This window comes from Streptomyces sp. NPDC048506 (genome assembly GCF_040651315.1).
Lineage (GTDB): Bacteria > Actinomycetota > Actinomycetes > Streptomycetales > Streptomycetaceae > Streptomyces.
The window spans coordinates 40,692-55,827 of sequence record NZ_JBEZIX010000014.1; the positions used below are offsets into that span (position 1 = coordinate 40,692).

11 protein-coding genes are annotated in these 15,136 nt (G+C 71.9%); 6 read left to right on the forward strand and 5 right to left on the reverse strand.

Annotated elements, in window-relative coordinates:
• Nucleotides 1-212: 212 nt before the first annotated feature.
• A complete protein-coding gene (gene rsgA, locus AB0C96_RS13710) occupies nucleotides 213-1,397 on the reverse strand; it encodes a ribosome small subunit-dependent GTPase A (protein ID WP_362916907.1) in 1,185 nt (394 codons plus the stop codon).
• 461 nt (nucleotides 1,398-1,858) lie between these two features.
• Between rsgA and AB0C96_RS13715 the strand changes: the two genes are divergently transcribed.
• Nucleotides 1,859-3,061, forward strand: coding sequence for an erythromycin esterase family protein (locus AB0C96_RS13715; protein WP_362916908.1), 1,203 nt, complete (start codon nucleotides 1,859-1,861; stop codon nucleotides 3,059-3,061).
• Nucleotides 3,062-3,223: 162 nt separating this feature from the next.
• Here AB0C96_RS13715 and AB0C96_RS13720 read toward each other — a convergent pair whose 3' ends face one another.
• On the reverse strand, nucleotides 3,224-3,529 hold the full coding sequence (locus AB0C96_RS13720) for a hypothetical protein (RefSeq protein WP_362916910.1): 306 nt from the start codon (nucleotides 3,527-3,529) through the stop codon (nucleotides 3,224-3,226).
• Between the two features lie 674 nt (nucleotides 3,530-4,203).
• On the opposite strand from AB0C96_RS13720, the gene AB0C96_RS13725 reads away from it, so the two are divergent.
• Together AB0C96_RS13725 and AB0C96_RS13730 are read left to right on the forward strand one after the other, a co-directional pair.
• A complete protein-coding gene (locus AB0C96_RS13725) occupies nucleotides 4,204-4,554 on the forward strand; it encodes a VOC family protein (RefSeq protein ID WP_362916912.1) in 351 nt (116 codons plus the stop codon).
• A gap of 299 nt (nucleotides 4,555-4,853) precedes the next feature.
• Entirely contained in the window at nucleotides 4,854-5,393 is a 540-nt protein-coding gene (locus AB0C96_RS13730) for a response regulator transcription factor (protein WP_362916914.1), read from the forward strand.
• A 34-nt stretch (nucleotides 5,394-5,427) separates the two neighbouring features.
• Here the strand turns inward: AB0C96_RS13730 and AB0C96_RS13735 are convergent, their stop codons facing one another.
• A complete protein-coding gene (locus AB0C96_RS13735) occupies nucleotides 5,428-6,219 on the reverse strand; it encodes a rhomboid-like protein (RefSeq protein WP_362916916.1) in 792 nt (263 codons plus the stop codon).
• A 379-nt stretch (nucleotides 6,220-6,598) separates the two neighbouring features.
• Here AB0C96_RS13735 and AB0C96_RS13740 point away from each other — a divergent pair, with 379 nt between their 5' ends.
• Nucleotides 6,599-8,107, forward strand: a complete 1,509-nt coding sequence (locus tag AB0C96_RS13740) for a glutamate synthase subunit beta (RefSeq protein WP_362916918.1) — start codon at nucleotides 6,599-6,601, stop codon at nucleotides 8,105-8,107.
• A 171-nt stretch (nucleotides 8,108-8,278) separates the two neighbouring features.
• Here the strand turns inward: AB0C96_RS13740 and AB0C96_RS13745 are convergent, their stop codons facing one another.
• Nucleotides 8,279-10,885 carry a SpoIIE family protein phosphatase gene (locus AB0C96_RS13745; RefSeq protein ID WP_362917095.1) on the reverse strand — a complete coding sequence of 869 codons (2,607 nt, stop codon included), beginning with the start codon at nucleotides 10,883-10,885 and terminating at the stop codon, nucleotides 8,279-8,281.
• Between the two features lie 478 nt (nucleotides 10,886-11,363).
• Here AB0C96_RS13745 and AB0C96_RS13750 point away from each other — a divergent pair, with 478 nt between their 5' ends.
• A complete protein-coding gene (locus AB0C96_RS13750; RefSeq protein WP_362916920.1) occupies nucleotides 11,364-13,940 on the forward strand; it encodes a SpoIIE family protein phosphatase in 2,577 nt (858 codons plus the stop codon).
• 101 nt (nucleotides 13,941-14,041) lie between these two features.
• A complete protein-coding gene (locus tag AB0C96_RS13755; RefSeq protein ID WP_362917097.1) occupies nucleotides 14,042-14,530 on the forward strand; it encodes a hypothetical protein in 489 nt (162 codons plus the stop codon).
• Nucleotides 14,531-14,572: 42 nt separating this feature from the next.
• On the opposite strand, the gene AB0C96_RS13760 is transcribed toward AB0C96_RS13755, so the two are convergent.
• Entirely contained in the window at nucleotides 14,573-15,037 is a 465-nt protein-coding gene (locus AB0C96_RS13760; RefSeq protein WP_362916922.1) for a DUF4118 domain-containing protein, read from the reverse strand.
• Between the last annotated feature and the right edge of the window lie 99 nt (nucleotides 15,038-15,136).

The following is a 15,136-nucleotide window of genomic DNA, read 5'->3' on the forward strand; positions in this document are numbered from 1 at the left end:
GCGGGCTCCTCACACGGGCCCCGAAGCCGGCCACTGACGCGGGACCCGAAGCCGGCCACTGCCAGGGTGCCGGCCGCCGGCACTCGGCACCCAGCACCCGGCACCCGGCACCCGGGCTGAGGGACCGCCAGAACCGGTCTCCGCTCCTCCGCCGTGGACGGCCGGACGACTACCGGAAGCGGCCCCTCGTCCCTCGCCCCTCGCCCCTCACCTCACCGCCCGGTCCCCCGCTTCCGCTCCATCATGTGCCGGCCCAGTGCCTGCTTCTGCTTCCAGTCCCGTCGGATTTCGGCCCGCATCCGGGCGTCCGTCTTGGCGACGATCCGCTGGTTCTCACGGAGCAGCTTGCGGTAGCTCTCCAGCCGACGTACCGCCAACTCACCGCACTCCACGGCCTCTTGGACGGCACACCCCGGCTCCGTCTGATGCGCGCAGTCGTGGAAGCGGCACTCCTCGGCCAGCGTCTCGACATCGGAGAACGTCCGCGCCAACCCGCCCTCCGCGTCCCACATCCCGACGCCGCGCAGCCCCGGTGTATCGATCAGCACGCCACCGCCGGGCAGCGCGTGCAGATCCCGCGTCGTGGTGGTGTGCCGCCCCTTGCCGTCCCGGTCCCGGATGGCCTGCACCGTCTGCACGTTCGCCCCGACCAGCGCATTGGCCAGCGTGGACTTCCCCGCACCGGACTGCCCGAGCAGTACGGACGTCCCCCCGACGAGCACGGCGGAGAGCACATCGAGCCCCTCCCCCGTCGCCGAGCTGACCGCCAGCACCTGCACCCCGGGAGCCACGGACTCGGCATCCGCCACGAGGTGCGCCAGCCCGCTCGGGTCCCCGGCCAGATCCGCCTTGCTCAGCACCACCAGCGGCTGCGGCCCGCTCTCCGGAGTGAGTGCGGACCGGTGCACCGCTCCCGCACCCGTCGAGCTGGACATCGCCAGCGCCAGGAACCGCTCGATCCGCCCGAGGTCCAACTGGTCCGCGAGCGACACACAGATGACGATGTTGTCGATGTTGGTGGCCAGCACCTGGCCCTCGGAACGCTTGGACGAAGCCGACCGTACAAACGCCGTACGGCGCGGCAGCAACGCCCGTACAACGCCGTCGACATGGTCGCCCACCCGGCCGTTCTCGAAGTCGACGACGGCCCAGTCACCGGTGCACGGCACGCGCAGCGGATCGCTGGTCGCCACCAGCGCGGTGTCCGCCAGCACCGTTCGGATGCCGTCGCCGTCAGCCACGACGGCATCCACGCGCCCGCGGTCCACGCGGACGATACGGCCGGGCACGAACCCCTGCCCGGCGAACGGGGTGAAGCTCTCCGCGAACCCGTCGTCCCAGCCATAGGAGGCCAGCGGGTGCGCAGCGGAGAAGTTCGAGATGTTGAGGTCGAACAACGGGATGACCCTTCAAGAAGGAGCGGTCCCGGCAACGCGCACGCAGCGCGAGAAGAGGTGAACGGTCGAGTCAGCCGGAGACCACGGAGGTGGAATTGATGAACTTCTGGATGCGGGCAGCGCCCATCGCAATGACGGCCATCAGTACTCACCTCCCGGATTCCTCAACAGCCGACGACAACGGCCTCAACCCAGGCCGTCGTCCGTAACGGAGCCAACCGTATTCCGTCGCCGCGCAGCAACGCCAACCATTTTTTGCGCACAGCCGGGGCACGGCGGCCGGCAAGCCGAGCCGGAACCATTGGCGGCCCTTGTGCGCGGGCGCACCACCCCGGCGTCGAGCGTCGGGCCAACCGGCCTGACCCGTTCGCCGTTTTGAAGGTTTCGCCCCATGGTCCTGCCGATATCGCGGAGAAGTTTCGAGAAGTTTCAACCGAACGTTCAACGATACGGTTGAAGCCATGGCTACTGACATCAAGGACACCACCCATGCCGTGGAGGCCGCCGCCGTCATGGGGCTGCTCCAGGCCCGGCCGCGGCTGCTCGCCCTGGGCGAGCCCACCCACGGCGAGGACACTCTGCTCGACCTGCGTAACGAGCTCTTCCGACAGCTCGTCGAGCAGGAGGGCTACCGGACGATCGCGATCGAGAGCGACTGCCTCATGGGCCTGGTCGTGGACGAGTACGTCACCACGGGCACGGGCACCCTCGACGAGGTCATGGAGCACGGATTCAGCCACGGCTGGGGCACCTCCGCGGCCAACCGCGAGCTCGTGCGCTGGATGCGCGCCCACAACGACGACCGGCCCGCGTCCGAGCAGCTCCGCTTCGCCGGTTTCGACGGTCCACTGGAGATCACCGGCGCCGCGAGCCCCCGTCAGGCCCTCACCGCACTCCACGGCTACCTCTCGATCCGGGTGGAAGCGGACCTGCTCCCCTGCACCGCGGAGACACTCGACCGTCTGCTCGGCACCGACGACCGGTGGACCCATCCCGCCGCGATGATGGACCCGGCCCAATCCGTGGGGCAGTCGGCCGAGGCCAGGGAGCTGCGGCTGCTCGCCGACGATCTGGTGGCGATGCTCGATACGCAGACGCCGCACCTGATCACGGCGACCTCGCGGGAGGAATGGGACCGGGCACGCCTTTACGGGCGCACCGCCACCGGCCTGCTGCGCTACCACTTCTGGATGGCCGACACCTCACCGGCCCGCATGACGTGGCTGGTGAGCCTGCGGGACCGGATGATGGCCGACAACCTCCTCGCCCTCGCCGAACGGGGCCCGACACTGCTGTACGCCCACAACGGCCATCTCCAGCGGGACAAGAGCTCGATGCGGATGGGTGGCCGGCCGCTGGAGTGGTGGAGCGCCGGAGCGCTCGTCAGCGCCCATCTGGGCGAGGAGTACGCCTTCCTGGCCACGGCGCTCGGCACGATCCGGCACCAGGGAGTGGACACCCCGCCACCGGACACCCTTGAAGGACTCCTGTACGCGCTCCCGGAGGACCGCTACATCGTCGACGCCTCCCGGCTGGCCACCGCCCTCGACGACCCGCGACCCGTGCCCCGGGTATCCCCCTGGTTCGGCTACGCCCCGTTTGACCCGGCCCATCTGGCGGACAGCGACGGGATCGTGTTCGTCAAGGACGTCCCGCAGACCTAGTGCCGCTGCCGGAGCACTGGTGCCGCCCTCACCGGTCCGCCCGGTCGGGACGCCTCGGATGCACGGGAGGCGTCCCGACCGGCAACGGCGCATATACAGGCGGGGCAGGCCGGACGCCGACGTGGCCGCCCTCGCCCGAATCGCCGACGAACCGGGTCACACTCAAGATGTCCAGTCGATGGACTCGACCGCGGCGAAATTGCCTTGCGAAATCTCCAGGAGCAGGGCCACGACGTCGTCCCATGAAGCAGGCACTGCCTCACGGGGTGGCACGTCCGCGTCTTCGACGTTCTCCCACAGCACGCCCTTGTCCGGGTATACGGTCAGCGACCAGCCGGATTCGTGGTTCAGGGAGACATCTGAATGTTCGTCATCGGCGTTCTGAAGTTCCGACAGGATCCGACGCATATGTGATGCGTCGGGCTCGTCAATGGACTCTCCCATAGTGGTGTACATGAAATAGGTCACGGCTACCTACTCCTACGATTCGGGGCGCACCGTTCGGTATGGCCCACTCAGCGCATCCACCCGAGTTGCCGGGTTGCAGGACATCCCACCAGGGAGAGCCCGGGGAGTGCTGGTAGGTCGGCACCAGACGCATCACACCGTTACGGCCACCGGCGTTGGACGACGGCTCGCGCTGCCAGGCGTGCCCCACCGGCGTCCGCCTGCCTCCGGCCGAACTCACTCTTTGCGCGATTCCGGGTGAGAACTGATCCAAATGCCTGCCGAGTTCAGGATCGGCCCGTATCGCGGCGTCGAGAGCTTCATTGGCCCGGTTGAAGTGCACACTGCGGCTCCGCCCGTAGTCGGCTCTGTCCAGTTCCATTTCGAAGAGCGACGTATACCCGCGAGGATTGATCTGCCGCCCGGTCCGAGGGCATCTTCCGGGAGCGAGGCCGAGCGCGTCCATCCACAGGTGCGGGTTGTCGACATACGCGACTGGGCGCGTCGTAGCTGTGCGTGAAGGTGATGTCGCCGAGCCTGCGGACGAGTTCCTGGCCGAGGGCGTCGCGGGTGAAGGACAGGGCTGCTCACCGCGTCGGGGCGGGGGACCGTGCGCGTCCGCCATACCGGGCGACTCCCGCTCCCCTTTCGCCAGGGAGCCGTACCTCGACCATGTCGGCGTCTATGCTCCGCGCGTGATCAATGGTGGACATATCGTCATGTACAGCAGCGATGCGGAAGCCGACCGGACCTTCTTCAGGGACGTGCTGGGCTATCCGCACGTCGATGCGGGTGGCGGCTGGCTGATCTTCAAGCTGCCGCCGGCCGAACTCGCCCTGCACTCCACGGACGGCCCGACGGCACACCAGTTCTACTTCATGTGCGACGACGTCGAGGCAACCGTGCGGGACCTGACGGCGAAGGGCATCGCGTTCACGCAGCCGGTCACCGAGCTCAGCTGGGGACGGCTGACCAAGTTCCGGCTGCCGAGCGGCAGCGAGGTGGGCATGTACGAGCCCCGCCACCAGCGGGCCACCGACCTCTGAGACGCCCGGAATCCAGCGCGAACCGACCCTCTTCAGTCGCTCGCTGCCAGCCGGGAGGCATTCGGGCAGGTAGGCATTCGGGCAGGTAGGCATTCGGGTAGTTGCACCGTAGTGCCGTGGCGTATCGACCTCGATGCTGGAGCCGCCCTCACGGAACACCGGCAGTCGCCCGTCCCTGTGGGCATGCACGAGGACGTCCACGACAGGAGGCGAGCTTGCGCACGGTCAGTGTGGCGGTGCATGCGGCCGATCGGATCACCCGGCACGCTCTGGTGAGTTATGTGCGGCACAGGCCCCACATGATGCTGAGACCCACGGGCCCCGCCTGCTCGGCGGATGTCGTGGTGACCGCCGTGGAGCACGCGGACGACGCCGCGGTGGACGCGCTGCGCCAGCTGTCGGCCGCACCCGATCCCCGCTTCCTCGTCATCGTCGACGGCAACTGGTACGCCGACCTGCACCGGGCCCTCGACACAGGCGTCCGCGCCGTCCTCTTCCGCTCGGATTTCACCTGGGCGGGGTTCGGCGAGGCGATCCGGGCGGTGGGTGAGGGCCAGGGCGACCTGCCCGCCGCGCTTCAGGGCAGGTTGATGGACCAGGTCCGGCGCACCCACCGCGACGTCCTGGCCCCGCGCGGGCTGACCGCCTCGGGGCTGACCACCCGTGAGGTCGAGGTGCTGCGGCTCGTGGCGGAAGGTCATGACCTCAACTACGTTGCCCAGCAACTCCGTTACTCCGAGCGCACGGTCAAGAAGGTGCTCTACGGAATGACGAAGCGGTTCAACCTGCGCAACCGCGCACACGCGGTCTCCTACGCCATACGGTCGGGGCTGATCTGAGGGTCCGGGGCGAGGACGAGGGCGGGGCGGAGGCTCAGCCCCTGACCCTGGCCTCTGCTTCGGCCTCCGCTTGGGGTTGGGCTTGGGATTGGGCTTGGGCTCCAGCCTTGGCCCTGACCTTGGACTTGGCCCTGTCGCCGCCCTTCCGCCGCGCTTCCGCCGGGATCATGACGATCGCCGCCGTCAGTCCGATCAGCGCGGCGCTGACGTGGCCGATCGTGGTGAAGTCCGGGAGCCGGCCGTACCAGTCCGCCGCCGTGAGGGGATACACCACGGCGCCGACGACCCACCAGGGACGGGCGAGGCGCGGTAGCAACGGGGTGATGGCGGCGACGGCCGCGCTCGACGCGTAGCTCACGCCGTAGTCCAGCGCGTGCCGGATGGCCAGCGGATACGTCCCCACATGGGTCGCCTCCGCCACGATGACGGACGTGATGAGCGTCGCGCCCACGTGCCCCAACAGGACCACCGCGAGCGCGCGCCGGGTACCGATCCGGCGCTCCAGGAGCGCGAGGCAGACGGCGAGGCCGAGTCCGATGACGAGCAGGTAGTCCAGCCACGTGCCGTGGTCCACGACGAGCAGGCTGCCGAAGAGGCTGGTGAAGGGGCGGCGCGGGAGGTTGTCCAGGTTGGTGCTGATCTCGTGCAGTATTCGGCCGGCGGTCGCCTCCGGCAGGAGGCGCTTGACGACGACGGTGTCCACGGCCAGCACGACGAGGTAGGCGGCGGTGGCCGGGCTGTGGCGTGGGTATCGGGCGAAGGCCCGGAGGGAACGGCCGAGGACGCTTGCGCCGGGGGCGCCGTCGCTCTGGGAGGTATCGATCACGATGTGCGGAACTCCTGGGATTTCGTGGGGGGATGAGCCTGCCTCCGGGGCGGTACCTCCGCTGAGGCGGACCTCGCCGAGAAGGGGGTCACCGTCCTCACCGTCCCGCCACGCCATGCCCCCCTGCAACCCCCATGCCGGGTGATGGGCACGATAGGCACCCGAAGTGTGCACTGACGTCCCTCCCTGATCTCTCCCCCGATCTCTCGCGCGATCCCTCCCCCGCCCAGCCCCGCGGGCCGAACGCGCCGGACCGTCCGGGCCATGAGGCGCCGTCCGGGAGCCCGTCGCCATATGCAGAAAAATGATGAAACCCGAGCGGAGGCGTACGCTGATCGGGACGCCGTAGTGCACCGCGAGTGGGCGATGGAGGCGGCGCATGACCGACCCCTTCGGCTTCCTCAAGATCCCCCGTCGGCCCGTGCCGGCGCGCCCTGTCGCGGAACGGCTGAGCGACTGGAACGAGGTCTACGCGGGTCAGGCACTGCTGCCGCTGGTGTCCGAGCAGGCCGGGCGCTGCATGGACTGCGGCATCCCGTTCTGCCACAACGGCTGTCCGCTGGGGAACCTCATCCCGGAGTGGAACGCGTACGCGACCCGGGGCAACTGGCGGGCGGCGTCCGAGCGGCTGCACGCGACGAACAACTTCCCCGAGTTCACCGGACGGCTGTGCCCGGCACCGTGTGAGGACGCCTGTGTGCTGGCGCTCAACGCCGATCCGGTGACGATCAAGAACGTCGAGCAGACCATCGCCGACCAGAGCTGGGAACGCGGGTACACGTCGCCGCGTCCGCCGGACCGACACAGCGGGAAGTCCGTTGCCGTGGTCGGCTCCGGACCCGCGGGGCTGGCGGCGGCGCAGCAGCTCACCCGGATCGGCCACACCGTCGCCGTCTACGAGCGCGCCGACCGGATCGGCGGGCTGCTGCGCTACGGCATCCCCGCGTTCAAGTTGGAGAAGCAGCAGCTGGACCGACGGATCGAGCAGATGCGGGCGGAGGGCACCAAGTTCCGCACGGGTGTGGACATCGGCACCGATCTCGACGCCGGTGAACTCAGCAGGCGCCATGACGCGGTGATCGTCGCCGTCGGCGCCCTGGAGCAGCGGGAGCTCCCGGTCCCGGGCCGTGAACTGCGCGGCATCCACCAGGCGATGGACTACCTGACCCTGGCCAACCGGGTCGGGGAGGGCGACTACGAGGCGCCTCCGGTCACCGCCGAGGGCAAGCACGTGGTGATCGTCGGTGGCGGGGACACCGGGTCGGACTGTCTGGGCACCGCCCTGCGCCAGGGCGCGGCGTCCGTGCTGCAACTGGACATCAACCCGGAGCCGGGCGACGCCCGGTCGGAGGCCGAGCCCTGGCCCACGTATCCGAAGGTCTACCGGATCTCCCACGCCCATGAGGAGGCGCGCGGCCGGGCGGGCAGCGACCCGCGGCTGTTCGCGTCGGCCACCCTCCGCTTCGAGGGGGACACGGCCGGCGATGTGCGGGCGCTGCTCCTGGCGGAGGTGGAACCGACGGCGAGACGCCCGCGGCCCGGCACCGAGCGGGCGCTCCCGGCGGAGCTGGTGCTGATCGCCCTCGGCTTCTCCGGCCCGGAGCGGGACTCCGGGCTGATCCCGCAGCTCGGGCTCACCCTGGACGGCCGGGGGAACTTCGCCCGGGGCGCCGGCTTCGAGGCCGTCGTGGGAGAGCGGACCGACCGGGTGGGCGGCGCCGCGGCGGACGGGATCTTCATCGCCGGGGACGCGGGGCGCGGGCAGTCCCTGGTGGTGTGGGCCATCGCGGAGGGACGCTCCGTCGCGGCGGCCGCCGACCGCTATCTGACCGGCTCCACCGCACTGCCCGCGCCCATCGCGCCGACCGACCGGCCGCTGGCGGCGTGACGCCGCCGGCGTGCCGCTGCGGATCCGTCGCCGCGCGTGATCAGGGCGGCCCGGCCCGCCGGGCCGGCCGTGTTCCCGCTGCCGGCCCACTTCCCGCCCTCCGCGGCGAGGTGCGGAAGGGCTGGGGCGACGGACGGATCGGTGCGGCCGCGCCGGCCGGTGTGGTGGGGCCTACAGCGGCGGACCGAGGGACTGTTCGGCCCAGATGATCTTTCCCTCGGGGGTGTAGCGGGTGCCCCAGCGCTGGGTGAGCTGGGAGACCAGGAAGAGGCCCCGGCCGCCCTCGTCCTCGTCGGCGGCGTAGCGCAGGTGCGGGGAGGTGCTGCTGGTGTCGGAGACCTCACAGATCAGGGTGCGGTCGTACAGCAGGCGGACCTGGATCGGGCCGGTGGCGTAACGGATGGCGTTGGTGATCAGCTCGCTGAGGACGAGTTCGGTGGTGAAGACCATCTCCTCCAGGTCCCAGCGCGCCAGCTGCCGGGAGAGGTCCGCCCGCGCGTCGGCCACGGCCGCCGGGTCGGAGGGCACCTCCCACGCCGCGATGCGGTCGGGCGGCAGGAGACGGGTGCGGGCGACGAGCAGGGCGATGTCGTCGCGCTGACGGTCCGGGAGGAGGGCGCCGAGGACGGCGTCGCAGGTCTCGTGCGGCGTCCGGCCGGGTTGTGCCAGCGCGGTGGCGAGGATGCGCAGCCCGGTTTCGATGTCCCGGTTGCGGTCCTCGACCAGACCGTCGGTGTACAGGACGATGCTGCTGCCCTCCGGCAGCTGGACGTCCACCGCTCCGAAGGGCAGGCCGCCGAGGCCGAGCGGCGGTCCGGCGGGGAGTTCGGGGAACTGCACGGTGCCGTCGGGGCGGACCAGCGCCGGGAGGAGGTGGCCGGCGCGGGAGAGGCTGCACACCCCGCCGGCGGGGTCGTAGATCGCGTACAGGCAGGTGGCGCCCGCGAGCACGGCCTCCTCGTTCACCGCGCCCGCCTCCTGGTCGATGCGGTTGACCAACTCGTCGAGGTAGCTGAGGAGTTCGTCGGGCGGCAGGTCGAGGGTGGAGAAGTTCTGCACCGCGGTGCGCAGCCGGCCCATGGTGGCCGCGGCGTGCAGACCGTGGCCCACCACGTCGCCGATGACCAGGGCGACCCGGGAGCCGGTCAGCGGGATGACGTCGAACCAGTCGCCGCCCACACCGGTCTGCGCGGGCAGATAGCGGTGGGCGATGTCGAGGGCGCTCTGTTCGGGCAGGCCGCGCGGGAGCAGGCTGTGCTGGAGGGTGACCGCCATGGCGTGCTCACGGGTGAAGCGGCGGGCGTTGTCGATGCACACGGCCGCCCGCGCGGCCATCTCCTCGGCCAGCGAGACGTCCCCGTCCTCGAAGCGCGGCCTCTCCTGGGAGCGCCAGAAGTTGGCGACCCCGAGCAGGACGCCGCGCGCCTGGAGGGGAACGGTGACGAGGGACCGACACCCGTGTTCCTCGACCAGTTGGAAGCGCTCGGGGTCCTGGGCGCGCCAGTCGTCGTCCGCCCCCAGGTCGCTGACGAGCACGGACTGTCCGGTGACGAAGCCCTTGGCCATCGGGGTGGGTGCGGGGTAGGTGTGCAGCTCGCCGACCCCGTAGAGGGGGTGGTCGTCGCGGATGCCGGCGAGAGCCACCCGGCGCAGCTCCGGCGCCTCGCGGTACGAGCCCGCCGGGGGCTCCTCGCCGATCAGGACGGGCTCGGCGAGGTCGACGGTGATGTAGTCGGCGAACCAGACCAGGGCGACCTGGGTCAGCTCCTCGGCGGTGCGCTGCACGTCGAGGGTGGTGCCGATGCCCATGGTGGCGTCGTAGAGCAGTCGCAGCCGACTCTGGGCGGCTTCGGCCTTTCCGGCGAGGGCGAGCAGTTCGGTGGAGTCACGCAGGGTGGCCACGCTGCCGGGCGGGCCGCCCCGGCGGTCCGTGGGCCGGTTGTTCACCGCCAGCAACCGGTCCCCGACCGGCAGCACCTCGTCGGTGGCCACCCGACCGGATACCAGCAGGTCGGCCATCCGCGGAGGGAGTCCGAGGTCGGTGACGCGGCGCCCCTCGGCGTTCGGTACCAGGCCGAGGAGCCGGTGGGCCTCGTCGTTCGCCAGCACGACCCGCCCGTCCGCGTCGGCGATGAGCACGCCTTCGCGCACGGCGTGCAACACCGCGTCATGGTGCTCGTACATGCGGGTCATCTCGGCCGGGCCGAGCCCGTGGGTCTGCCGCCGCAGCCGTCGGCTGGCCAGGGCGGTGCCGGCGGTGGCCAGGGCGAGCGCCGCGGCGCCGGCGCTGAGGACGAGCGGCAGTTGGCGGTCGATGGCGCTGCTCACGCGGTGGACCTTCAGGCCGGACGACACCATGCCCACGACCTTGCCCCGGGCGTCCTTGACCGGGACGACGGCCTGGACCTCGTTGCCGAGCGGGCCGTGGACGCTCTCGATGGTGACGTGTCCGGCGAGCGAGGGCTTGATGGTGCCGACGAAGTGCTTGCCGATCTCGCCGGGCTTGGGGTGCGTGTAGCGGATGCCGTCGCGGTTCATGACGACGATGAAGTCGACGCCGCCCTGCTTGCGCGCGGCCTCGGTCAGCGGCTGGAGCACCTTGCTGGGGTCGTGGCCGCGCATCACGTCCACCAGGCCGGGGCTGTGGGCGAAGGCCTCGGCCGCGGCGAGCGAGCGGTCCCGCGCTCCCTGGAACCGGTCGCTCCGGGACTGGACGAGCAGGGTGGTCACCGCGGCCACGACGAGCAGCACCACGATCAGGATCTGGAGGACGAACATCTGCCCGGCGACGCTGCGGCCGCCCGCCACCGAGCGCAGGCGCCGCGCCGAGGGCTTCGACGAGCCGTCGCTCCGCTCACGCCGGTTGCTGCGGCCCGGGCGCCGACCGGTGAACCAGCGCCCCGAAGGTGGCCACGGAAAGCGGCCGAGAATTCGGGCCATACTCCATATGTACCCTGCACCCCATCCGTACCGATACGCACCACGCCGGGTTATCACATGACCGTACGGCGGAGCCCCGGCCCAGGGAGGTGCAGGTGGCGACCGTGCGGGCGGTCGGACCGGGCGACCGGGAAGCACGTCCTGGCATATGCCAGGTACACGCACATCGTCCCGGCCGAGCTGATCCCTCGTCACTTCACCTGTCGGACGTGACCATCGGGGCCACCGCGCCCCCGCGGGTGGACCGCCCCGCCGTGGCGCACGACGCCGACACTGCCGATCACCCCGCGGCCGAGCACAATGCTAAATATGGGGCATGACGGAAAATTTCCGGCGGGAGGGTGACGAACCGCTGGGTTCGTCACCCTCCTCCCGGCGACGCCTCCGCCCGCTGCCGACCGTCCACAGCGTCGCGGGCCGGGTGTTCGTGTTGCAGCCGGCCCTCGTGCTGCTGCTGGTGGTCGCCGCCGTGCTGGCCCTCGCCTTCCAGGCGCGCGGTGCGACGCTCCAGGAGGCCCCTCAGCGCTCGATCGTCGGCGCGGAGACCTTCGCCCACGCCCCGGGCAAGCACGTCGTCGCCGAGCAGCAGGTGATCGACCAGCTGCCGCTGCTGCTCGGATCGGCCGCCGCGGCGCTCCTGCTGGTCACCGGCGGTACGGTGCTGATCAACCGCCGGCTGCGGCGCCAGACGCACGGGCCGGACCCGGCCGAGATGCGGCAGATGTACGACCACCACGACGCGGTGCTGCACGCCGTGCGGGAGGGCGTCCTGATCGTCGGCAGCGACGGGCGGCTGCTGCTGGCCAACGAGGAGGCGCGGCGGCTCCTCCGGCTCCCCCCGGAGGTGGAGCGGCGTCCGCTCACCGAGCTGGGCCTGGAGCCGCGGCTGAGCGCGCTGCTGACGTCCGGGCGGGAGGCGACCGACGAGGTCCATCTGGCCGGTGACCGGCTGCTCGCGGTGAACGTCCGGCCCACCGCCCCCTACGGCGGACCGGCCGGGTGCGTGGTGACGTTGCGGGACACCACCGAGCTGCGGGCGCTGAGCGGCCGGGCGGACGTGGCCCAGGAGCGGCTGAGCCTGATCTACGACGCGGGGCTGCGGATCGGCACCACCCTGGACGTGGCGCGCACCTGCCAGGAGCTGGCCGACGTCGCGGTGCCCCGGTTCGTCGACGTGGTCACCGTCGAACTGCTGGAGCCGGTGCTGCGGGGCGCGGAGCCCGATGCGCCGGTCGACACCGATCTCCAGCGGATGGCGGTCGAGGGCGTCCCGCCGGCGTCGGCGATCTACCAGGTCGGCGAGGTGGTCCGGTTCGTGCCCGGCACCCCGATGGCCGCCGCCCTGGCGAGCGGCCGGCCGGTCCTGGTCCCGGACCTGCGCGGCGCGGACGCGTGGCGGCGGCAGGACCTGGAGGGCACCCAGCGGGTGCTGGACGCCCGTATCCGCTCGCTGATCGCCGTGCCGCTTCAGGCCCGGGGCGTGGTGCTGGGGCTGGCGAACTACTGGCGGTCCGACGACTCCGACGACTTCGAGGACGACGACCTCTCCTTCGCCGAGGAGCTCACCGCACGGGCCGCGGTCTCCATCGACAACGCTCGCCGCTACACCCGCGAGCACACCACCGCCGTCACCCTCCAGCGCAGCCTGCTCCCGCAGACGCTGCCCGAGCAGTCCGCCCTGGAGGTGGCGCACCGTTACCTGCCGGCACACGCCGGGGTCGGCGGCGACTGGTTCGACGTCATCCCGCTGCCCGGTGCCCGGGTGGCGCTGGTCGTCGGTGACGTCGTCGGGCACGGTCTGCACGCCGCCGCCACCATGGGCCGGCTGCGCACCGCGGTGCACAACTTCTCCGCCCTCGACCTGCCGCCCGACGAACTCCTCAGCCACCTGGACGAGCTGGTCAGCCACATCGACACCGACGAGGCGCGGGCGGCCGGCGCGGGCGCACCGGACGGCGGCGAGGGCGGCGCAGGCGGCGACCAGGGGGTCTGGCCCGGCATCGGCAGCGACAACGGCGAGGTGCGCCCGGACGCCGGGCGTACCGGCATCACCGGCGCAACCTGCCTGTACGCCATCTACGACCCGGTCGAGGGCCGGGCCACGCTGGCCCTGGCGGGCCACCCGGGGCCGGCCGTGCTCGGCCCCGACGGGAGCGTCGTCTTCCCCGAGGTGCCGGTGTCCCCGCCGCTGGGGCTGGGCGGCAGCGTGCCGGTGGAGACCGCGGAGCTCACGCTCGGCGAGGGTTCGCGGCTGGTGCTGTACACGGACGGGCTGATCGAGGACCGCGGCCGCGACATCGACACCGGACTCGCGCTGCTGCGCACCGCGCTGGCCTCCGGGGCGGACCGCGCTCCCGAGGAGATCTGCACGGCGGTCCTCGACGCCATGCTGCCCGAGCATCCCAGCGACGACATCGCGCTGCTGGTGGCCCGTACCCGGCTGCTGGACCCGTCCCGGGTCGCCGAGTGGGAGGTGGCCTCCGACCCGGCGGCCGTCGCCCCCGTACGGTCCGCCTGTCTGCGCACCCTGGAGTCCTGGGGGCTGGAGGCGATCGCCTTCACCACCGAGCTGATCCTCAGCGAGCTGATCACCAACGCCATCCGTTACGGGGCGCAGCCCATCAGGGTCCGGCTGCTCTACGACCACGCCCTGATCTGCGAGGTCTCCGACGGCACCAGCGCCGCCCCGCACCTGCGCCGGGCCGCCACCACCGACGAGGGCGGCCGTGGCCTGTTCCTCGTCGCCCAGTTCGCCCAGCGCTGGGGTACCCGTTACGCGCCGGGCGGCAAGGTCATCTGGACCGAGCAGTCCCTCGACGACGGCCGACCGGAGCCCGGTCCGGAAGCGGTCGATGATGCCCTCGACCAGTGGGACGACGCGCCCACCCTGTGACCCACCACCGGGTGGCGGCGGGCGCCGGCGGCCGGATGCGCCCCTGGCGCGGCCTGGTTACGCTCGGGCGGGGGGCCGAGGACCCGATCATGGAGGCTCCGATGGTGCTGCGGCTCGAAGCGCGCGATGTGGCCCCCCGGCTGGCCACCGGTGCGTTCATCCTGAACGCCGGTCTGACGATGCTGCGGGCGGACCCGGCGACCGCCGAGGGCGTGCACGGGACGGCCAGTGCGGCGTACCCGTTCCTGCGGGCGATCCCCGCCGAGCGGTTCACCCGGCTGCTGGCCTGCTCGGAGATCGCGGTCGGTGGCGCGCTGCTGGCACCGTTCGTGCCGCCCCGGCTGGCCGGGCTGGCGCTGACCGGCTTCTCGGGCGGGCTGGTCGGCCTGTACCTGCGGCTCCCCGGAATGCGGGAGTCCGGCAGCCTGCGCCCGACCCCGGACGGGATTCCGCTGGCCAAGGACAGCTGGATGCTGGGCATCGGGCTGGGCCTGCTGGCCGCGCCGTGCAGCCGCCGGCGGGCGGCGGCCTCCCGCCTCCGGCGCGTCGGCGGCCATCGGCACGGCCGGTGCCGGTGTCGGTGCCATTGAGGGTCGTCCCGTAGTCCCTGGCGGGCGCGGGACGGCCGGAGGTCAGCGCGGCGGGTCGGGCGGGGCGGAGTGCCGGCGGACGGCCCGTAGGGCGGCGGCGCAGCCCGCGCCCACCAGTCCGGCGAGCAGCAGCACCAGCAGACCCGTCCGGTCCGGCTGCCGGAAGGCCAGGTCGGAGCGCTGGTTGAGCACGAAGCCGTCGTAGAACAGCCAGGACACCAGGGCCACGGCGGGCACCAGCAGCGGTCTGGCCAGCGCGGCCACCAGCACGGTCAGCAGGGTGAGGACGCCGAGGGCGACGGCCGTGTGGGGCCGCCCGCCGGTCAACAGCAGGGCGGTCACCACCAGCGCCGCGGCGACGGCGCCGAGCGGCAGGGCGAGCTCGCCGGCGAGGGTGCGACGGCGCGGCACCCGACGGGCGGGGCGCAAGCGGGGCGGCGCCACCACGCGCGGGGCGCGGGGAACGCGCGGGCGGTGGAACGGGGTCGGGGGGTGAAGGGTGGCCATGGAGAACACCTCCTGCCGTGGACCCTGTCGTCAGGATGGGGGGCCGGCGGCGGGTCGGGCCAGGCGCCACACGGTCTCTTAACGCGCTCCATACGGGGT

Bases quoted from the DNA above. Each gene is read 5' to 3' on its own strand.
- AB0C96_RS13715 (WP_362916908.1), top strand. From the start codon at position 1,859: ATGGCTACTGACATCAAGGACACCACCCATGCCGTGGAGGCCGCCGCC.
- AB0C96_RS13755 (WP_362917097.1), top strand. From the start codon at position 14,042: ATGGTGCTGCGGCTCGAAGCGCGCGATGTGGCCCCCCGGCTGGCCACC.
- AB0C96_RS13740 (WP_362916918.1), top strand. From the start codon at position 6,599: ATGACCGACCCCTTCGGCTTCCTCAAGATCCCCCGTCGGCCCGTGCCG.
- AB0C96_RS13730 (WP_362916914.1), top strand. From the start codon at position 4,854: ATGATGCTGAGACCCACGGGCCCCGCCTGCTCGGCGGATGTCGTGGTG.
- AB0C96_RS13745 (WP_362917095.1), bottom strand. From the start codon at position 10,885: ATGTTCGTCCTCCAGATCCTGATCGTGGTGCTGCTCGTCGTGGCCGCG.
- AB0C96_RS13760 (WP_362916922.1), bottom strand. From the start codon at position 15,037: ATGGCCACCCTTCACCCCCCGACCCCGTTCCACCGCCCGCGCGTTCCC.
- AB0C96_RS13750 (WP_362916920.1), top strand. From the start codon at position 11,364: ATGACGGAAAATTTCCGGCGGGAGGGTGACGAACCGCTGGGTTCGTCA.